The sequence below is a fragment of the Nitrosospira multiformis ATCC 25196 genome (assembly GCF_000196355.1).
GTDB classification, from domain to species: domain Bacteria; phylum Pseudomonadota; class Gammaproteobacteria; order Burkholderiales; family Nitrosomonadaceae; genus Nitrosospira; species Nitrosospira multiformis.
The window spans coordinates 1416496-1437380 of the sequence record NC_007614.1; the positions used below are offsets into that span (position 1 = coordinate 1416496).

Sequence of the window (20885 nt, forward strand, 5' to 3'; positions counted from 1 at the left end):
TTTTTCCCTGTCTTTCGTCTGGAGGTATTACGAATCTGCAATATTTCCTACCATTTTATTTATTGTGGTTCAAGTTTCACTATAAGGAAATCAAGCAAGGAACCTGTTTCGAGTGGGATATGAATATCGATCAGAGCGCGCTATCAGAGACAATTGCCGCACTTATTCGGCTCGATCGGTTTGCCATGTTGTTCTTTCGATTGAAGCGGTACTTGCGGGAATGATGGTGCCGTGGTGCAGCAACGCAGCAGGGATCCTGACCCTGAATGAAGTGGAAGTCCGGGCTGATGCCAGAAATCTCATCGGGACTGCCGATTCGGCAAACGAGGGCACTGTACTCAAGCGCCAGCTTGATGAGCGGACGGTTTATCGACCGGGGGAATTGCTCGAAACCGTTCCCGGCCTTATCGTCACCCAGCATAGTGGGGAAGGCAAGGCTAATCAGTACTTTGCGCGTGGTTTCAATCTCGATCATGGAACCGATCTGAGGATAACCGTGGATGGCATGCTGGTAAACCAACGTTCCCACGGTCACGGACAGGGCTGGGCCGACATGAATTTCATCATTCCCGAACTGGCCGGTGGATTGCGATATCAAAAGGGCCCTTATTATGCTGATCTGGGCGATTTCTCCTCGGCAGGTGCGGTCAGTATGAGTTATGTCGATAAGCTGCCGCGTGGCATTGCCAACTACGGAGTAGGCCAGCAGGGCTTCATACGTGGATTATTGGCAAAATCTTATGAGGCGGGCAACGGCAATTTTTTATATGCTTTTGAACTGCTGACCAAGGATGGCCCCTGGATTAACAAAGAGAATTACAAGAAATTCAACGCTGTATTGCGCTACAGTCAAAATACGGGCAACACCCGATTCAATATCACCGCAATGGGTTATGGTGGAAACTGGAATGCGACCGATCAGATACCACAACGCGCAGTAACGTGGGGTCTGATTCCTCGCCTGGGCGCAATTGACCCGAGCGACGGGGGAGAATCCCATCGCTTCAGTTTATCGGCGGCCTTGCAACACACGAGCAATCATGGAGTGACGAGAGCAAATCTCTATACTATCCATAGCAATCTCGCATTGTTTTCCAATTTTACCTATTTCCTCGACGATCCCATCAATGGTGATCAGTTTTCCCAAACCGACAAACGCTTCCAGTCTGCCTTCAACCTGAATCATACGTGGGTAACCGGTTTGGCAGGGTTCGCATTCGAAAATCTGGCGGGCATCCAGGTCCAGAGCGATGTTATAGATAATGGCCTGCTAAGCACGCAGCAGCGCCGGGTATTGTCGGTTACGCGTAAAGACCATGTGCTCGAAAACAGTGTGGGTCTCTATTACCAAAACAGCGTTCAATGGCTGGAAAAATTTCGCAGCGTGGCGGGAGTGCGTAGCGACTTTTACTGGTTTGATATCAATAGCAATATTGACGCCAATTCCGGCAGGGAATACGACAGCATCACGAATCCCAAGCTCAGCCTGATTTTTGGCCCATGGGCGAAGACGGAGTATTACTTCAACTACGGCAGCGGGTTCCATAGCAACGATGCGCGAGGTGTGACGACAACCGTGGATCCTAAATCCCGAGAACCTGTAAGCAGAGTCCATCCACTCGTCCGCTCTACGGGGTATGAGGCGGGACTACGCACAGCCATCATCCCCGGACTGCAGGCGTCGATCACATTTTTTCAACTGGATCTGGCCTCCGAGCTGTTATTCGTGGGGGATGCCGGCACGACCGAGGCAAGCCGTCCCAGTCGACGCAAGGGGTTCGAGCTTTCGGCATTCTATATGCCCAATAACTGGCTAATGATGGATTTGGATTATGCGTTGGCCGATGCCAGGTTTACCGATTGGGATCCGGCAGGCAATCACATTCCCGGCGCAGTCAAAGGGGTGGGGAAATTTGCTGTTGCCGTGGACAATCTGGGTCCTCTCTTTGGCAGCATGCAGATCCGTTATTTTGGAAAACGACCGCAGGTGGAGGATAACAGCATTCAGTCGGGCAATACCGTCACAGTCAATGGGCAGATCGGGATAAAGATCGATAAGAAATTCCGCGTAATGCTACAGGTATTCAATCTATTCAATACCAAGGCTCACGCGATTGATTACTACTATACCTCCCGACTTCCCAATGAGCCCGATGCCGGTATTGCCGACAGGCACTTTCATCCTATCGAAAGCCGTTCTTTCCGGATCAATCTGGTCGGGAATTTTTAAAGATCAGCATACTGCTGAATAACCTATCGAACTATTGAATATCTGGAGCCAGGCAATGGAACGTCTTACCATCTCACTGAATGATCAGCTTGCCAAGCAGTTCGAATCCGCAATGCACAAGCTGGGCTACTTCAACCGGTCCGAAGCCGTTCGCGATTTGATACGAAACATGATTGAAACCGCGCGCCAGGAAGAACAGGTTGATGGATACTGTATCGCAACGCTCAGCTATATCTATAATCACCACGAACGTGAGCTGGCGCGCTGTGTTACTTCAACACAGCACAATCATCACAACCTTACCCTCTCCACCATGCACGTGCATATGGATCATGATAATTGTCTGGAAGTGACCATTCTGAGGGGTACGATCAAGAGTGTGAAAAATTTTGCCAACCTCGTTACCGCCACACCGGGAGTGCGGCATGGCAAGTTGCATCTTCTACCAATAGAAATCGTGCAGGAGCATGATTTTCATGAATCCGAGCCGCATGTTCATAGCAGTCCTCTTACCTGAAGAGCCGAGTTGCTGCGGATAGTAAACCAGGACAGGCCGAAGAGATTCCGGGAATCGCATCCGGCCGCTGCACGAAGTGGGATCGATCTGCATGAATTCCTATTCGAGCAGCTTATGCTCCGCCACGTAGCGGATCAGTTGCGCGTTGTTCTGCATGCCCATTTTTTCGAGGACGCGCGCACGATAGGTACTGATCGTTTTCGCACTCAGTTTCAGCTTCTGGGAGATTTCGGTCAGGGATATTCCGACTGCGATGAGCTTGAGAACATCGAGTTCGCGGTTGGAAAGGGCGGAGTGGCGTGGCATGGTGGAAGAGGGACCCAGGTCGAACAGAAGTTTCTCGGCCAGTTTCGGATCTATGTATCTTCCCCCATGCGCCAGTCGGCGAATTACCGATATCAACAGGTCAGTCGGGCTATTTTTTGTCAGATAGGCTGAAGTACCGGCGCGTATCGCACGAATGGCATACTCGTCTTCATGGTAGGTGCTGAGCATCAGTATGCGATGCTTTGGATCGTCGTCCATGATCCGTTGTAGCACCTCGAGCCCGTTCATTCCAGGCATGCTGACGTCAAGCAACCCCACATCCCATCCCCCGAGGCGCATTTTTTTCAAAGCATCGAGTCCATCCGTAGCCTCGCCTACGACTACGATATCTGTTGTTTCGGCAAGAATGCGTCGCAAACCATCACGAAAAAGCCGATGATCGTCAGCCAGAAAGGTCTTGATGATCAAGCACGCTCTCCTGAAAACGGGTACTCAGCGATGCTCATGAAACGGATATTCCATTATTTTGTGAAGATACGGGCAGCGCGCGGTACTCCGCAACAATGGAATGAAGGAGGGATGGGCTATTTGTAATGCCAGAGGCAGTGCAATCAAAATGCTCGTTTCGCCTCAGCGGAATTGATACACGAACCAACGCACCTTGACCTGGCCCACTTGTGATAGCGATATAACCCCGGAGTGCTGCGGCCCGTTCTCGCATTCCAACCAATCCAAATGACTTTCCTTTTTTCGCACTCTCGGGATCGAATCCTCTGCCATTGTCGCAAATTTCGACAATGACTTCGTCCTTTTCCCGGAATAACCGGATTTCCACACGGTTCGCCCCTGAGTGCCGCGTCACGTTTGTCAGTGACTCCTGGACGATACGGAATATTGCAACAGTCTGGTCTTCGTCCAGGTTCACCGGTTCCTCGGGTAGTCGCAGGTCACAATAGATGCCGGTATGTTTTTTGAACTCGCTGGTCAGTTTTGTAAGGGCCGATTCGATTCCCAGTCCCAGTGAAGCAGGACGTAAATGTTCCGCCACATTGTGCACGCTCTGGCCCGCTTTCTCGACGAGTTCGGCCATGTTGTGTCTGATGGTTTCAAGCCGTTCGCTGCCATGATCTTTCGCGCTTCTTAGCAACGAGATTTCCAGGTGCAGCGCCGCCAGAAGCTGGCCGAGCTCATCATGGATCTCCCGTGCAATATATTTGCGATCTTCTTCCCGCATTCGCTCGAGGTGGGCGGCAAATTCCCGTATCGCTGCGTCACGCACCCGGAGTTCCTGCTCCACCAGAACCCGTGCCTCGGTCTGCTGGTGTTCCAGCCATCGTCCCAGGTCGTCTCCGATTACATCGATCAGATTCTGCTCCTCTGGCAGCAGAAAGAACCGGTCCCCGCGATAAAACAGTTTTATCCAGCCACGTATCTCACCGTGAACGGTGATCTGTTTTTGCAATTCATGTACATGATTTCCGTGGTATGGATCGGATACAAGTTCCTTGCCATCCATTTCGATTTTGACACCGGCGAGATGTGGAAACTGCATTGCTGCGATGAGTTCGGTCGCGATTGTGTCGCATACTTCTTCCAGCGATGAGGACTCCATGCCTCGCCGGATCGAATAAAAGCAGTTAATTTCCTTCAGCCGTTCGCGCAGCGATTCTTCGACTTGTCTAAGTTTGATAATTTCATGTTCAATGGCTTCTGCCATGGAATTGAAACCTGCTCCCAGCTCGGCGATTTCATTGCGGGTGGAAATAGCACAACGAGTCGAATAATTGCCTTGTGCAATACCGCTTACCTGGCGTCTGAGGTAATCGAGGGGAAGCAGAATGTTGCGGCGTGTATAAAAAGTGGCAAGAGTCGCAAAGAACAGCGCAAAGCATAGTACAACCAGTATCAGCAGGATTTGTTGCTCGAACTTGAGCTGCAGATTACTGAGTTTATTCCGGGTGCGTGTGTCGAGTTCGAGCATGAACTGGTTGATGGGTGCCATGATTCTGATTTTCTCAGTCTCATAACGCTTGCCAAACAAAAGATCGATCGCAAAATTGCGCCGGGAGGGGCAAGGCACATTGAAATTCCCCTGTTGATCTTCACATAGTCCTTTTACGGCGGCGAATGCCTGCTTTTCCAGCCTGACGAGGTTGTCCGAATTTTCCTGCGACTGCCGCAGCAGATCCAGTTCCCCTTCACTGAAACCTTCGCGGCGCATCAATTCCATGAGAGAAATCGTATTTTCCCTTGCACCGGGGGGGTGGGTATTTTCCAGATGAGCATAGGCAATCGGATAATCCTGAGGCCGCGGCCTTATGCCATTCCGGATATCGAGTATTTCAAAAAAGCTATGCTCATAGGCAGGATCACCTGTTACTGCATAGGTGCGAGCCATCCTGGTCAAATCCTCGGAACTGCGAAACAGCTCATTTGCCAGTTGTAGCGATCGGTGCTTCTGACGTTCAGCCTCGGTAACCTCATCGAGCGTGTTTAACGCCCGAGAAGAAAGAAATATGAGCACGGTGAGCACGAATAGGATGGAGGCGAGAGAGAAATTCGTGAAAAAACCGATTCTCATATTTTTATATATATATCCCTATAGCCATCAAGCAGGGCTTTTTTTGCAGAAAATCAGCGTGAACAAATTCACGATAATCAGGAACCCGCGGTGGGTTTTTTTGTAGCCAGGGCTGGCTGCTTAAGCAGCTTTGATCCGTAATGTAATAAATATCAAGAAATTTTCATATACCAAATTTGGAAGCTGTGGATGTTTTCTAATGATGAATACTAAAAATTCCTGCATGATTGTGCAACCGATTATCAGTCGGGTAACAAAAGAAACTTTGGTAATGAAGAACTTCATGCAAAGAGCAGATAAGGTACGAAATAATGAATCGGCACCGGTCGAGGTGCGCCCGCGGAAACTTTTCTGCAAGCCACGGAAATTTCTCGTTCATGTTTGCAGCGTATCGCTTGCGATACTGGCGCTGATTATGGATTCCCTGTTTCTCTCCTCGTGGGCGCAGGCAGCAGAAGTCACGCTTCCAAAAGGTCCAAAGTATGCAATCGACGAAACTAAGTGGGTGACGCTTGGAATAGGTTTCCGTGGAACCGGGCTATGGGTGGAAAATCCTGCCACGGGTAATCTCAGGAGCGGCGATTTCAGCATTGATAATGCCCGTTTTTACTTGAATGGGCAGATACATCAGTACCTCAAGTTCGAAGTCAATACGGAATGTTTTTTCTGCAACAACACCCATCCCGGGGATAATCCGAAGATGTCGTACAACGTACTCGATGCGATCGGAAAATTTGAGCTCAACCGTTATTTCAACATCTGGGGGGGCCGTATGCTGGTGCCGACCGAACGGGGCGAACTGAGCGGTCCTTTTTTTCAATCAACACATGACGCCTTCAAGACACCTTTTTTTTCCCAGGATTTCAGTACCAAATTTGGCAGCGGTGGAGCTGGACGCTATGGACGCGACGATGGAGGCACATTCTGGGGAAGCCTTGAACCTGGCTTCATCAGCGGTACTCTGGGATATGCTGTCGGTGTCTACCGCGGAGTCCAGTCATCCCGTAGCGCCGGCCCCAATCAGGGCGATGACGTATTATGGGCTGGCCGTTTCACATATAACTTCTTGAATCCAGAAAAGAATCCTGGTTACTATACCAGCAGCACCTATTTTGGCAAGGCCGGCGATATTCTCGCGCTTGCATTCGGCGTTTCATACCAGAAAAATGGCGCCGGCTCCTTCGCGCATCGAAGTGATTTCCTGGGACTGGTCGGGGACGCCCTTTTTGAAAAAGTGCTACCCCGGAACATGGGTGTAATCACCGCAAATGGTGAGTACAAGCAGTTTTATGCCAACTATTCACCTGCGGCGTTTCAAGATCCAGATTGCTTTTGCATGTTCGATGGTAAATCGTGGACAGTCACCGGGCTTTATCTCCTGCCCATGAGGATCGGTATTGGCCAGTTTCAACCCTATGGCCGATTCACAAGTATCCAGCCAAATAACAGCAGCAACAGGGAAGAAATTGAAGCGGGTGTCAACTATATCATTGACGGTTTCAATGCTCGAATTTCAGCGTACTACCAACACGGGGATCTATTCACCAAACGGCTGAACTATGCGCCGGATGTGGCTGGCGAGAAAGTTGATGTATTCAAGCTGTCGTTTCAACTGCAAATGTAGGCATTACATATTTCGGTCAAGCACTCGGCATGCATTTGATTTTTTATCCGGGAATGAGGTTTGAGGTGCGGAGAAGGAGATTTAGTTGAGTTATTCCGGGAGCGCCATCTTGAAATCAGCCGCAAAAACCCATTTGAACCCGCCTGATGGGAATTCGACACCTTCATCCGGCAGTATTGCTACTCTGTGCCCGCCCACCTCTTCTGAAGGAAGGCCATCGGATCCGAAGGTGAATATGGCTTCAGATTCTCCATTGAGAGCTCATTTGCGGTTGAAGTTTGCGGAGAGTTCCGGCATCACCCGCATGGTGGAGCGAGATCATCATGGCCCCTTGTTGGTGCAGAAACCTCTCTATCCGGAGGGTTATGAGGTATGCCAAGCTGTTGTCATACACCCGCCGGGAGGCGTGGTCGCAGGGGATGAATTGGGAATACGAGTACATGTCGGTCCATCCGCTCATGCTCAGATAACTTCTCCCGGCGCAACAAAATGGTACAAATCCAAAGGTCGGACCGCACGCCAGCACGTTTACCTGCATGCGGAAGCAGGCGGTGTACTGGAGTGGATGCCGCAGGAAACGATTTTTTTCAATAATGCAAGAGTGATGCTCCATCACGAGGTCGAGCTGGAGAAAGATTCGGTTTACATGAGTTGCGAGATTCTATGCTTTGGTCGTACGGCATTCGGAGAATCGTTCGATAGCGGTGAGATAAAACAGCATACGAGTATCCGCCAGGAGGGAAAGCTGGTCTGGTTTGAGAAGCTTCGTCTGGAGGGCGGAAGCAAAGCGATGAATGGAAGGCTTGCACTTGCCGGCCGCGCCGTTTGCGCCACTTTTATCATGAGTGGCAAACCCCTTCCAGCGCAGGCGATCGATCTTGTACGGGAAGAGGCGGTGCGCATCGGCGGAGAATCGGGGCAGGTGGGGATTACCCAATTGAAATCGCTGCTGGTGGCACGTTTTCTGGGAGATTCGAGTGAAGTGGCCAGACATGTGATGCTTTGCATCTGGCGGGCCGTACGCCCCATCACGCTCGGCCGGCCTGCGATCGTGCCGCGCAGCTGGAATACCTGATGCTGTTCTGTTCTGCAAGTTTTGGAGGATGGTGCTTGGAAAATCGCGGGAGGCATTTTTCCGCACCATTTGAGATTTTTAATGAGGAGATACGATGGATCTGACACCGAGAGAGAAAGACAAGCTCCAGATATTCACTGCTGGATTGCTCGCGGAAAGACGAAAGGCGCGCGGTTTGCGGCTCAATTATCCCGAAGCGGTTGCCTTGATTACCTGCGCGATTCTCGAGGGGGCGCGTGACGGTAATACGGTGGCAGAGCTGATGTCGGAGGGGCGAAAAGTTCTGACACGCGCCGATGTCATGGAAGGTGTGCCGGAAATGATTCCCGATATTCAGGTCGAGGCTACTTTCCCGGATGGTACCAAGCTCGTGACCGTCCACAATCCAATCGTATAAAGAGAAACCGTGGGAGATTAATAATGGCAAAGACGGTAAGAAAGGCAAGAGATCCCCTCATACCAGGCGAGATAACCACACAACCCGGCGAGATCGAACTCAATGTCGGCAGAAAGACAAAGACATTGAAGGTTGCAAATGGTGGCGATCGCCCGATTCAAATTGGTTCCCATTTTCATTTTTACGAAGTCAACTCGGCGATGAAATTCGATCGCGAGGAAGCCTACGGCATGCGCCTGAACATTATGGCCGGAACGGCCGTGCGCTTCGAGCCCGGGCAGGAACGGACAGTGGAACTGGTGGAGCTGGCGGGTAACCGGATCGTCTATGGATTCAACCAGAAAGTAATGGGCAAGCTTAAGTAGAGATCGCCGCATCAAACGAGAAAGGAGCTAAAGAATGAGTTTCAAGGTTTCCCGCCAGACTTACGCGGAATTGATGGGCCCTACGACCGGCGACCGGATTCGCCTGGCTGATACCGAGCTGATGATCGAAATCGAGAAGGATTTCACCACCTATGGTGAAGAAGTGAAATTCGGGGGCGGCAAGGTAATACGCGACGGCATGGGGCAATCACAGCACAATCACGATCAAGTGATGGATACGGTCATCACCAACGCGGTAATCATCGACCACTGGGGCATCGTCAAGGCTGATGTCGGTCTGAAGAACGGGAGGATCGCCGAGATCGGCAAAGCGGGCAATCCCGATATCCAGCCGAATGTTACGATGTCGATCGGCGCGGCGACGGAAATCATAGCCGGCGAGAACATGATTCTGACCGCGGGTGGAATCGATTCACATATCCACTTCATTTCCCCGCAGCAGGCAGAAGATGCGATGATGAATGGCATTACCACGATGCTGGGGGGAGGCACTGGCCCGGCAGCGGGCACGGCAGCCACGACCTGTACGCCGGGCCCCTGGCATATTCATTCCATGTTGCGGGCCTCGGATGGCATGGTGATGAACACCGGTTTTTACGGCAAGGGAAATGTAAGTCTTCCGACCCCGCTGGAAGAGCAGATTCTTGCCGGGGCATGCGGACTGAAGCTGCACGAAGACTGGGGTTCGACCTACGCAGCTATCGACAATTGCCTGGCGGTGGCGGACAAGTATGATGTCCAGGTTGCCGTTCACACAGATACCATCAATGAAGGCGGATATCTGGAAAACACGATTGCAGCCATGAAGGACCGTACCATCCATACTTTCCACACCGAGGGGGCCGGTGGAGGGCATGCGCCGGACATCATCGCCGTCGTAGGTCAGGAAAACGTGCTGCCCTCATCAACCAATCCAACCCGGCCTTATACCATCAACACGCTGGATGAACATCTCGACATGCTGATGGTATGCCATCACCTTCATGCCAACATCCCGGAAGATCTCGCGTTTGCCGAGTCGCGCATTCGTAAGGAGACCATAGCTGCGGAGGATATACTGCAGGATATGGGTGCAATCTCCATGATGTCCTCTGATTCGCAGGCGATGGGGCGGATTGGAGAGGTGGTTCTGCGTACCTGGCAAACCGCGCACAAAATGAAAATACAACGCGGGACTTTGCAGGAAGATACATCGAAGAATGATAATTTCCGCGTCAAACGCTACATCGCCAAATACACCATCAATCCGGCGATCACACATGGCATCTCGCACGCCCTCGGTTCGGTGGAGGTGGGCAAATATGCAGATCTGGTGTTGTGGCGGCCCGCGTTTTTTGGCGTAAAGCCTTCCGTGATTCTGAAAGGTGGAATGATTGCGGCATCTTTAATGGGTGATCCGAACGCCTCGATTCCCACCCCGCAACCTGTCCATTACCGTTACATGTTCGGGGGATATGGCGGGGGTATCAAGACCTCGTGCTTTACCTTTGTCTCACAGGCAGCGCTGGCTGCAGGTCTGGTCGATCAATTGAAGCTGGATAAGAATCTGATCGAGGTCAAGAATACGCGCAACCTGCGCAAGAAAGATATGATCCATAACTCGGCGACACCTAAAATGGAAGTCGATCCGGAAACATACGAAGTTCGGGCGGATGGACAGTTGCTGACCTGCGGGGCGGAGGACGTTCTGCCGATGGCGCAAAGGTATTTCCTTTTTTAGGGGCTATAGATGCTCACCTTGAACACCAGGATAAACTCTGCGGACAAAGTATCCGCACAGCTCGTGCTACCGTATGAGTCGCGCGAAAACAGCCGCCTGCGCACCGCACTTTCCTCAGGGGAAGAAGTAGCCATTTTCATCCCGCGAGGCACCGTGCTGCGGCACAACGATTTGCTCATGGGGGACGACGGTCGCGTGGTTCAGATCGTTGCCGCCCGGGAATCCACCTACCGCATCACCTGTGCAAACCCGCATGACTTGCTGCGTTGTGCCTTCCATCTGGGTAACCGCCATACTCAGACCCAGGTGGGTGAAGGGTTTTTGCGCATCGCCCGCGACAACGTGCTGAAGGAAATGTTGGAAGGACTCGGGGCAACAGTCATCGAGGAAGATGCACAGTTCGAGCCGGAGGCGGGGGCATACGGCAGCGGAGGGCATCATCATCATGGGGAGTCGAGCCAGGGGCATGCCCATGGTCCGCTCGCTCCGATTCCGGTGCACCAGAAAATCCATCGTCCCTCCGACATTCCTTCCCGGTAATAATGAAAGAATACCGCGCCCTGCTGGCCCTGTTGCACCTTGCCAGCCCTTCGCTTCCGATCGGGGCTTATACGTATTCCCAGGGCCTGGAATCGGCCATTGAGCAAGGATTGGTTCGAGATGAAACCTCCGCACGCGAGTGGCTCGTTGAAATGCTGGGAATTTTTACGGATTTCGAGTTGCCGATTCTGCAACGTCTGTTGAAGGCCTTTTCGGAGCGGGATGAGGCTGCGGTAAGCTTCTGGACGGAATGCTTCGTTGCTTCCCGCGAGACCTCGGAGTTTCGTGCCGAAACGGTGCAGATGGGGTATTCACTGGCAAAGTTGGTCATCGATCTCAAGCTCGGGGATGATTCGATGCGGGCAATCCTGGAAAACCAACAGGCGATTCCGCTCCCCACGGCATTTGCATGTGCTGCCGAAGCGTTGGGTATCCCGCACGAAGAGAGCTTGCTGGGCATGCTGTTTTCAATGGCCGAGAATCAGGTGCTGGCCTGTGTCAAATCGGTTCCGCTGGGCCAGCTTTCGGGGCAGCGGTTGCTATTGTCCCTGCATCCCGTCATTGAAGCCTGCTCGATTCGCGCAAGCCAGCTTACGGATGATGAGTTGTCGAGCTGGGCTCCCGGCTTGTCGCTGCTGTCGATGCAACACGAGGTTCAATACAGCCGAATCTATCGATCGTAGTTCTTGATGGGAACAGAAAATGAACAAACAATCTAATCCACTCCGTGTCGGAATCGGTGGTCCCGTAGGTTCCGGAAAAACGGCCTTGTGTGAAGCGCTCAGCAAGAGAATGCGCGATCGGTATGAAATGGCTGTCATCACCAATGACATCTATACCAGGGAAGATATGGAAATTCTCCTGCGTGCCGATGCGCTGCCCCCGGAGCGTCTGATGGGCGTGGAAACGGGGGGATGTCCCCATACGGCCATCAGGGAGGATGCTTCCATCAATCTCGAGGCCGTCGCGCGCATGACTGCCGATTTTCCGGAACTCGATCTCATTCTGATCGAATCGGGCGGCGACAACCTTGCTTCCACCTTCAGCCCCGAACTTTCCGATCTGACGATCTATGTCATAGACGTGGCCGGGGGCGAAAAAGTGCCGCGCAAGGGCGGGCCCGGTATTACCCGTGCTGCGTTACTCATCATCAACAAGATCGATCTTGCTCCCTACGTGGGAGCAAATCTCGAAATCATGGCACGGGACGCCAGGAAAATGCGTGGCGAACGGCCCTTCGTGTTTACCAACCTGCATACGGGGGAAGGAGTCGACCAGGTAATCGACTTCATCGTGAAGCAGGGACTGCTGGATGAGGTCCGGTCACAGCATCATCATGCCTGATTTCCTTTTCCGGCAGCCTGGCAAAAGCGCGCTACTGCATCTTTCATACATAGTTTTGTAAGGGTTTCCATATATCATGGACTGGGCATCCCGAGTCGACCGCGCGTTCCCTCAACCCCTGCGGGTGATTCTGAGAGGTGTTGGACAGGTATTTTTCTGCTGTAACGCATTAACCGGACTCATTTTTCTGATAGCGCTCTTTATCGGCGGAGTGGCTGCCGGGGCAGCGGCAACCGTAGGAGTGCTCACGAGTACCGTGACTGCCCATCTGCTGGCGTTCTCGAAAAAGGATATCGACGCCGGCCTGTATGGCTTCAACGGGACGCTGGTAGGTCCCTGTCTGTTCCTGTTTCTGGAGCATTCCCCGCAGTTATGGCTGTACGTCATTCTTGCATCGATATTATCGAGTGTCGTGCTGGCTGCTCTCATGCGAATTCTTCGCCCCTACCAGGTTCCTGCCTCGACTTCGCCATTTGTCCTGACCTCGTGGATGTTCCTGGTCGCGGTCTACGGTTTTGAAAGTTTCACCCGCAGTCCCGTTTTGCCGGCTGCCGGTATTCCCGTTGCTGTTCCAGGCGCGGGCGGGCTGGCCGTCGAAAACTGGCCCGTCGCGCTATTCAAGGGGGTGGGCGAAGTCATGTTCGCGGATAGTGTGACAGTCGGTATTCTGTTTCTGGCCGGCATCGCCATTGTTTCCCTGCGCGGCGCCCTGATGGCGGTAGGCGGAGCCTTTGTCGGCATCGTCTTTCCGACCCTTCTGAACGCAAACCTGAATGCGATCGAAATGGGTCTGTACGCATTCAATCCGGTTTTGACGATGATGGCCATTGGCTGGGTGTTTCTCAAACCCAGCGGGAAAAGTGCCGCTCTCGCCGTGCTGGCGGGCCTGATGACAGTTGTATGCCAGGCAGGCCTTGCCAGCTTCCTTACCCCCATAGGCTTGCCGACTCTCACGTTCCCGTTTGTTCTGGTCATGTGGATGTTCCTGTTTGCCGCGGGAATGTCCAGACACTGGGCCGATCCGGATGCTGAAGGAGGATGAGCGGGGGAGAGTGCCGGCCCGCTCTATAGTTGATAGTCGGAGTTGAGAGCCCGGAAAAATCAACTTTTGCCTACTTCTGCCGTTGCTGTCCCGAGAATTGACTCGGGCTGTCGCCACTGCCCCTTAACGGTTTGCTGTGTACATGGGAAGCCGGAGGCCGTGAGGGACCTTAAAGCGGGCTGTATCTGACCGGTGAAAGAGAATCGCATTCATGGGTTCCAGCAAGATTCAGCAAATGTTTCCTTAAAGGATCCGACGGTTGAAGAGAGTTGAGGAGTTGATCGATTTCATCCTGTTTTTTTGATCGGTAGTAACCCATCCTTTTCCCGTCATCCTGCCGATAATGCAGTTTTTCTCCAGTCGCGTAGACCCTCCAGGCTGCAAGGGGAATTTCCGCATTTTCCACGATTTCAAGTGCTTTTGTAATATGCGAATGTACTTCGTCCCAGCTCTCTTCTACTATCGCAATCTCGGCAAACAGGCGATGACTGAGTGCAAGGTAGGTGCGTTCAGAGGGACCGCTGGAAAGATCATATAAGCGCTGCGCATAGCGACGCGCCTTATCCAGTTTTCCCAGTGCGAGCCATGTTTCTCCCATTCCCAAGCAAGCAGGGAAGAAATAGTTGGAGAATATCGGGAGAGCATTATTCTTTTCCGCCTGAAAAAAAGCGTCAAAGCATCGAATGGCTCCCGCATAATCTTTTAGCCCGTGCAAGGCCTTTCCCAGGATTGCGGAACAATGAACCGAAACGAAGTCAGCCCAGGCACCGACGCCTTCTGACAGCGCTTCCTCGCAATACGCTTTGGCACCCGAAAAATCGCCACTTACCACATGCAACCATCCCAGCAGGATGTGGCGATGCAACCGAAGCAGCAAGCCAGCGTCATGCCCCTCGAACGCGCGCCTGCTTTGCTCTGCGGTTTCGCGCAATCTGCCCCATTCACCCTTATGCAGCAGCGTTAATCCATAGTAATAATGGCCCGCGATGAACATGTAGCCATCTCCCATTACGCGTGATAACGCCAGAGCTTCGACTGCTGTCGTCGCAGCAGCCTGGTAATTCGAGGCAAGCAGTTCAACGTAAATATGCTGAGTCAAGCGCGAGTGAAGAGCCAGGGGATTTCCCGTTGCGCGCACCGCATCCATAGACTCGTGACAAGCGGCAGAATAATCCTCCCGCCATGGCCGGAGCAACAGATTCAAGCCACCCCACATGCCCTTGACGATTGAATGAAAAACCTTGTCTTCAAGTGCTGTGGAAGCAGAGACCGCCTGCTCCGCAAACTCGAGACATTCAAGACGGTTCAACAAAACAAGGACGCGGCTCAATTCGAGGAGTCCCACCGCCTGTTCCCGGCTGTCTCCCAAAGCTTTGGCGGCTGCCAGCATTTTCTCCAGATCAGTTTTTGCTCCTGCCATATCGCCCATTGAGCGTCTTACCGCCGCTGATTGCTTGAGGAGGCTTATGCGTGTTTTCGCTTGTTGCTCATCAGGCAAGCGTTCTATCATTCGAACGGCGCGCGCCAGATAGTCATGTGCCTGCCGATTGGCAAAGCGCCTGGTGCTGTTGTCAGCCGCCTGCACGAGATAGCGGATGGCGCGAAGCCAATCCCATCCGTTTTCAAAATGCAGGGCGAGTTCCCCTGCATGCTCCACGTTTTGCTCGCCGTATGCCTTTTCAAGGTATTCTCCGATGCGAAGGTGCATTCGTATCGTTTCGGAGGGAGAAAGCCGTTGGTAGAAGACTTCGAGGTACAGGGCATGGCGGAATGCATAGTAGCCCGCGACAACTCCTTTCGTGCTTTGCTCCATTCCATCGGACACCAATATCTGGCCTCGTCTAACCAGGGCATTGCAGCAGCGGTCTGCTTCGGCGATCTCCATACCCAGAACACTGCAAAGCAGGTTCCCACTAAACCGCATTCCCGCGACACTCGCCACCGTCAGCACCCGTTGTTCATCATGGCTGAGCCGTTCGATTTCACGCTCGATGACGCGGCGGATCGTTTCCGGCAGCGCTGTATCGATTCCGATCTGCTGGGATAACGGTGACCATTGATGTTGCTCCATTAAATATTCGATCAGATTGGATATGAACAAAGGATGTCCACCGGTTCTTATGAAAAGTGCCTGACTGATCGAATCGGGAATATTTATGCCTGGGCAACGTCGAGTGAGGTAATGTTTGACTTCATTGCAGGAAAACGGCTCAAGGGCGACTTCAGAACAGATTCCTCGCAACTGCAAATCCCGGTGAACTTCTGTAACTGGGTGCACCCGCTGGCTTGCATCGATGGGGCGATAGGTGGCGAGCACCATCAAGTATGCTGGCACATGACGCTGCGCAAGCAAGCTTAAAAAATCAAGAGTCGCATGATCACTCCAATGAAGATCCTCAAGCACGAGAATCAGGGGCACTTTGCTCAAGGTTTCCAGCAGTTCACAACCTTCCCGTACCATGCGTTCCCGGCTTGCGCCAAAAATCTCCTGCTGAAGCGCCACACGCTCCTCGGGGCGAAGCACGGACGGCAATTGCGCAAGCCAAACCGGTGCGTGACGATATAACAGTTCAACGAGTTTTCCCCCCCCTGGCGCATTGCAACGCTTTTCAATTGCCTCGATCATCGGGAGCAGGGCTTCACCCTGGCCAAAGCGCTCTATGCAGCGCATGCGCAAAACCCCCGGGCTTTGACTGGATATTGTGGAGAGAAACATCTCGATCAGCGTGCTCTTGCCGATTCCACTTTCCCCGGTAACAAAAACGATCTGGCGCGAACCCACCAGTGATTTTTGCCAGATTGTCAGCAAGCGAGCTTGTGGAGACGGGCGGTCTATCCAATATGCGACCTTGTCAGAGCGCTGGTTTTTGGGGAAAACGGGGCAGATTACTTCTTCCACTTCCTCTGACGACTTGACTTCAGTAACCTGCGCGATGAAACGGTAGCCGCGTTTGGGAACGGTTAAAAGATAGGTGGGAGCGGAAACACTGTCTCCAAGAGCCCGCCGCACTTCGTTGATACATACTTTCAGCACTGCTTCTCCGACGAAGCGGCGCTGCCATACCGCGTCAAGCAACTCATCCTTGGTCACCAGGGTGCCAGCCCGCTCCGCCAGGTAACACAACATAGCGAAATTTTTCGGACGTAACGGTACTACTTGATCGTTGCGCCATAGGATGGCGTTGATCTTATCCAGCCTGAAAGGATGGAATTCCAAGTAAGTTGTCTGCATTCCATTGCTCCTGACACATCTCAAGTCTTATGGAGGAGGTTGAGAAAAATAAGTTGAGCAATATTTAACCGATATTTAACCGAATTTTTATGATTTTTCCTTTCAATTCCACGATCCTAGCTCGGATGATCAAGAGAAGCGGTGATGAAGAAAGCAAACTTGATAGACATGGCCCGCCTGAGTGGGCCACCTGAAAGAGGGTCAGCTCGAGAGGCTGCTTTTCACCTCGCGTCAGACGGGTTCGATACGTCTGCCGCGGGTTGCAGCGTTGCTTGTTTTGTTATCCATAATCAATAACTGCGTCAGAGCAGGGCCTGCGAATGCTGCCTGTTTTTCTATCGGGATGGCATTCTAAAGCTCATACTCAAGCTTTACATTTTATCAATTGTTAGGAAGAAGAGGGAAATATGAAGATGTGGAAAGGAATGCCGGTTTTATTCGCTTCGACTGTACTGACTGCTTGTGCCACCATCATGGGGAACAGTGCTCATGAAACTCTGAATGTTCGAAGTGCACCTGATCAGGCAACTGTCGTGATTGTGGATGAATCCGGCACCAAAATATTCGAGGGCAAAACGCCTACCTCCTTGCCCCTCGAGAAGAAAAAGGGTTATTTCAGCGGTAAAAAGTACTCAGTAAACATAAAAAAAGAAGGGTTTGCAGAACAAAACGTTACTGTGGATACAAGGGTTAACGGCTGGTATGTGGCAGGCAATCTGGTATTTGGAGGAGTTATTGGCTGGCTCATCGTTGATCCTGCAACGGGAGCCATGTGGAAACTGGATACGAATGAAATAGATGTCACCTTGCAAGGCTCAAAGCGGGCTAGAGCAGTTGAGCCAAACACCGCCCGCATTGTTCTTCTGGAAGATGTTCCCCCCTCCTTGCGTAGCAGGATGGTTAGAGTCTCTCAATAATAAGTTGCGGGGAAGATAGAAATTCCGGCAATTATCATCCGGTCTAATGATTGCCGGAAATTAAAACAGAAAAATAATCGATCGGACAATGAGCTCAACCGTGTGGGACAGGCGTTCATTTTATTGATCCCGTCATATGTTAAAGCCGGAAGCGCCGAGCAGAACGCAAAAGATTTGCAGATCAATGAGCCCGCTTTAAGGCTGTATTAATAAAATTTTGTGCATGACGGAACAGCAGCGTAATGAAGAGCTGTAAGTAGCCTCATCGCCTGCTCTTCTCAATATAAATACATATGCAGATTATCTAAGATGCCATTCGAACGCCGACGAATAGGCTTTAGCATTTAACGATCGGCGTAAGTAACAAGAGGGAAAATTTAATTTTTTGGAGGAAAATAATGAATGTAACAACAAAATCTCTAATCTGTAGTAGTCGCGATCCCATCAGACAGTTTCCCGATTTGACTGGTGCAGTTGTCAGATCAGATTCAACTGTTCAGTAATGTGATTTTATCGTTCCACACCTCCTTTCCGTCAATTAATGTTTGCATGGGTGTTCGCCCGCAGCACATCTTGCCCTGATGAGTGCGGTCGTGATTGTAGTAGTGCAGCCAGTCATCCAGGTCAATTTGCAACTCCTCGATTGATCGGTATATCTTGCGCCGGAACGCGACCTGGTAGAACTCTTGCAGGATCGTCTTGTGAAAGCGCTCACAGATGCCGTTGGTCTGCGGATGATTGGCTTTGGTGCGAGTATGTTCAATATCATTGAGCGCCAGATAGAGCTGATAATCGTGAGTCTCTGGCTTGCCGCAATATTCAGTGCCTCGGTCGGTCAGAATTCGGATCAGGCCCATGTCCTGTTCTGCAAAGAAGGGTAGTACCCGATCGTTGAGCAAATCCGCGCCTGTAATCGGCGTTTTGGTCGTATAGAGCTTGGCTGTGGCCCACTTGGAGTAGGTGTCGACGAAGGTCTGCTGATAAATACGACCCACGCCCTTGATCGTGCCCACATAGAAGGTATCCTGACTGCCAAGGTAGCCTGAATGGGCGGTTTCCACCTCCCCATGGGCGACATCGTCGTCCTGCTTCTTCTCCAGGGCACTAACCTGCGCTTCGGTCAGCACTTCTCCAGTCTGCGCGATATGACATTCCAGTGCCGCCAACCGCTTCTTGAATGATTCCAGGTCCCTGCGCAGCCAGACAGAGCGAACGCCTGAAGGAGAAATGAAGATGCCGCGTTTGCGTAACTCGTTGGAAACGCGCACTTGCCCGAATGCAGGCTGCTCAAGGGCAAATGCAGCTACCGCCATCTCGACTGCTTCTTCAACTCTATTCTTGGGATTGGGCTTCCTTCGATTGGCATCAATCAGGGCATCGATACCACCATTTTCCATCGCTGACTGATACCGATAGAAGGTATCCCGGGAAAAGCCCATCACCTTGCAGGCACGCGATACATTGCCAAGCTCGGCTGCCAGATTAAGCAGCCCTACCTTGTGCTTAATAACATTTTGTTGAACACTACTCATGGGGTTACTCCTTTGCGCTTTCAGCGCTCAATTTGATAAAGATTCGCACCTCTATCAAACCGGGTAACCCCGCTTTTCGCAAGGCCCTACTGTCAGATTAAATCTGAACTACTACATCTAATCGCTGCTATGATTTTTGGAGGATCGGCTGCTACAGCAGACGCCTCTTCCGTCATTACCGGAGTTACAGCAAGCGGACCAGGCTTGGGGTCATTTTCTTTTAGTGAATTAGGTTCGTCAGCAGTTTTGAATTTTTCAACGACGTTTTCAAGTGTTAATCCCATCACTCTCAAGTTCACGGTTGCTCACGAAGATGGTACTGGTGTTAGTGTCCCTTACCATATATACGACGCGATCAAGAATAATACGCCGGAAGCTTTTTCAAGCTTTCACTTGCACATCAATGAGTCATCAAGCGCTCCAAGGGATGGTGTAGTCTTTACCAGCTTTAACTCGGCTGATGATTTTTTCGCACCCGATTTCACTCCCAGCTTCACACTCGATTCTTCATCAATAAATCAACCTGCGCTTTTTGAACCGACTGGCCCCCGAGATCTTAACTTCACGGGAGAGCTGAAAGCTGGGGAAACTGCGATTCAGTCATATTACAGTCTTGACTTGCCCGATCCTGGTGTTGGGAACACATATACATTTTCCCTGACCCAGACTCCTGTGGCTGGAGTAGTTCCAGAACCGGAGACCTACGCAATGTTCCTGGCAGGTCTTGGCCTGATGGGCTTTATGGCACGCCGAAAACAAAAACAATCAGCGTGAGTAGTGAGAAAACCCGCACTAAGCGGGTTTTTTATATGCCAGAACCTTCGACGAGGGGCAGCGAGGATTTCCGGAATTCCCGGGACATAGTAAGTATTCATCCGCCGCCGGGAACCTGGGCAGAATTCCTCTTTCACTGTTATCCCCGTTCAGCGGTTCAGTATGAAACCGTTCCATCAATTTCAATTTTCCCTTTCCCGGTCGCGATATCCTGATCTCCTTTCAATTCCGCAATTCCCCTTGCTCCGCTAAAACGCCCTGTTCCGCTGCTTATTTCAAATTTCGCATCCCTCAGGTTGTACCTGGATTGATCATCGGCCGGTACAAATGCACCTTTGTACAAGCCGGTAACGGTATCGCCGTTTGCCATCGTCAAGGTGAACGTGCCCTCGAAAATAAAGTGATCCTCCATGGGGGTAATGCAGTCGATCGCCTTGAGCGAAACCTTGCCCATGTGGGTACTTTTGCCGATACCTGTAGTGGTACCACCGAATTTGGAAGGACAATCCGCTCTGAATCCAGGCTGTTCATGGGTCTCTACGCTTGCCTTGAGCGGCCTGCTGGTTGAATCGGCCAGCAACACCGTCGGCAGCATGAGGATTGCAGACAGAATTGCAGAAATGATGTTGCGCGTTAAAGCTTGAAGAATTACCACAGGTCATACTCCTAGTAGATATTGAAAACACTCATTCAAATGAAACTGACAG

18 protein-coding genes are annotated in these 20885 nt (G+C 51.6%); 13 read left to right on the top strand and 5 right to left on the bottom strand.

The genetic code is table 11. From position 1 onward, the window contains the following. The first annotated feature begins 112 nt into the window (after positions 1–112). Together NMUL_RS06470 and nikR are read left to right on the top strand one after the other, a co-directional pair. A complete protein-coding gene (locus NMUL_RS06470) occupies positions 113–2230 on the top strand; it encodes a TonB-dependent receptor (protein ID WP_011380577.1) in 2118 nt (705 codons plus the stop codon). A 55-nt stretch (positions 2231–2285) separates the two neighbouring features. Next, positions 2286–2747, top strand: a complete 462-nt coding sequence (gene nikR, locus NMUL_RS06475; RefSeq protein ID WP_011380578.1) for a nickel-responsive transcriptional regulator NikR — start codon at positions 2286–2288, stop codon at positions 2745–2747. Between the two features lie 99 nt (positions 2748–2846). Here nikR and NMUL_RS06480 read toward each other — a convergent pair whose 3' ends face one another. Together NMUL_RS06480 and NMUL_RS14875 are read right to left on the bottom strand one after the other, a co-directional pair. Then, positions 2847–3482: a response regulator gene (locus tag NMUL_RS06480; RefSeq protein ID WP_011380579.1), complete on the bottom strand. Its 636-nt coding sequence runs from the start codon at positions 3480–3482 to the stop codon at positions 2847–2849. 34 nt (positions 3483–3516) lie between these two features. Further along, on the bottom strand, positions 3517–5595 hold the full coding sequence (locus NMUL_RS14875) for an ATP-binding protein (protein WP_011380580.1): 2079 nt from the start codon (positions 5593–5595) through the stop codon (positions 3517–3519). Positions 5596–5878: 283 nt separating this feature from the next. Between NMUL_RS14875 and NMUL_RS06495 the strand changes: the two genes are divergently transcribed. The 9 genes from NMUL_RS06495 (at position 5879) to yut (ending at position 13723) form a co-directional block, all read left to right on the top strand. Further along, on the top strand, positions 5879–7219 hold the full coding sequence (locus tag NMUL_RS06495; RefSeq protein WP_238529883.1) for a hypothetical protein: 1341 nt from the start codon (positions 5879–5881) through the stop codon (positions 7217–7219). A gap of 235 nt (positions 7220–7454) precedes the next feature. Further along, positions 7455–8294, top strand: coding sequence for an urease accessory protein UreD (locus NMUL_RS06500; RefSeq protein WP_041352427.1), 840 nt, complete (start codon positions 7455–7457; stop codon positions 8292–8294). 94 nt (positions 8295–8388) lie between these two features. Further along, the gene (gene ureA / locus NMUL_RS06505; RefSeq protein WP_011380583.1) at positions 8389–8691 is read left to right on the top strand and encodes an urease subunit gamma; all 303 of its coding nucleotides are present in this window, start codon (positions 8389–8391) and stop codon (positions 8689–8691) included. Positions 8692–8714: 23 nt separating this feature from the next. Beyond that, positions 8715–9056: an urease subunit beta gene (locus NMUL_RS06510; RefSeq protein ID WP_011380584.1), complete on the top strand. Its 342-nt coding sequence runs from the start codon at positions 8715–8717 to the stop codon at positions 9054–9056. 34 nt (positions 9057–9090) lie between these two features. Next, positions 9091–10797: an urease subunit alpha gene (ureC, locus tag NMUL_RS06515; protein ID WP_011380585.1), complete on the top strand. Its 1707-nt coding sequence runs from the start codon at positions 9091–9093 to the stop codon at positions 10795–10797. 9 nt (positions 10798–10806) lie between these two features. Further along, positions 10807–11337 (top strand): urease accessory protein UreE, encoded by a 531-nt coding sequence (ureE, locus tag NMUL_RS06520; RefSeq protein WP_011380586.1) that lies wholly within the window; start codon positions 10807–10809, stop codon positions 11335–11337. A gap of 2 nt (positions 11338–11339) precedes the next feature. Beyond that, positions 11340–12020 (top strand): urease accessory protein UreF, encoded by a 681-nt coding sequence (locus NMUL_RS06525; protein WP_011380587.1) that lies wholly within the window; start codon positions 11340–11342, stop codon positions 12018–12020. Positions 12021–12039: 19 nt separating this feature from the next. Then, positions 12040–12681, top strand: coding sequence for an urease accessory protein UreG (gene ureG, locus NMUL_RS06530; protein WP_011380588.1), 642 nt, complete (start codon positions 12040–12042; stop codon positions 12679–12681). Positions 12682–12757: 76 nt separating this feature from the next. Continuing rightward, positions 12758–13723 carry an urea transporter gene (gene yut, locus NMUL_RS06535; RefSeq protein WP_011380589.1) on the top strand — a complete coding sequence of 322 codons (966 nt, stop codon included), beginning with the start codon at positions 12758–12760 and terminating at the stop codon, positions 13721–13723. 169 nt (positions 13724–13892) lie between these two features. Here the strand turns inward: yut and NMUL_RS06540 are convergent, their stop codons facing one another. Continuing rightward, complete coding sequence (locus NMUL_RS06540; protein ID WP_011380590.1) at positions 13893–16955, bottom strand: AAA family ATPase; 3063 nt, start codon at positions 16953–16955, stop codon at positions 13893–13895. 407 nt (positions 16956–17362) lie between these two features. Here NMUL_RS06540 and NMUL_RS06545 point away from each other — a divergent pair, with 407 nt between their 5' ends. Continuing rightward, positions 17363–17872: a hypothetical protein gene (locus NMUL_RS06545; protein ID WP_011380591.1), complete on the top strand. Its 510-nt coding sequence runs from the start codon at positions 17363–17365 to the stop codon at positions 17870–17872. 488 nt (positions 17873–18360) lie between these two features. Here the strand turns inward: NMUL_RS06545 and NMUL_RS06550 are convergent, their stop codons facing one another. After that, a complete protein-coding gene (locus tag NMUL_RS06550) occupies positions 18361–19404 on the bottom strand; it encodes an IS481 family transposase (protein ID WP_011380592.1) in 1044 nt (347 codons plus the stop codon). A gap of 129 nt (positions 19405–19533) precedes the next feature. Between NMUL_RS06550 and NMUL_RS06555 the strand changes: the two genes are divergently transcribed. Continuing rightward, complete coding sequence (locus NMUL_RS06555) at positions 19534–20178, top strand: PEP-CTERM sorting domain-containing protein (protein ID WP_011380593.1); 645 nt, start codon at positions 19534–19536, stop codon at positions 20176–20178. 157 nt (positions 20179–20335) lie between these two features. Here NMUL_RS06555 and NMUL_RS06560 read toward each other — a convergent pair whose 3' ends face one another. After that, the gene (locus NMUL_RS06560) at positions 20336–20833 is read right to left on the bottom strand and encodes a hypothetical protein (protein ID WP_011380594.1); all 498 of its coding nucleotides are present in this window, start codon (positions 20831–20833) and stop codon (positions 20336–20338) included. Positions 20834–20885 lie beyond the last annotated feature (52 nt).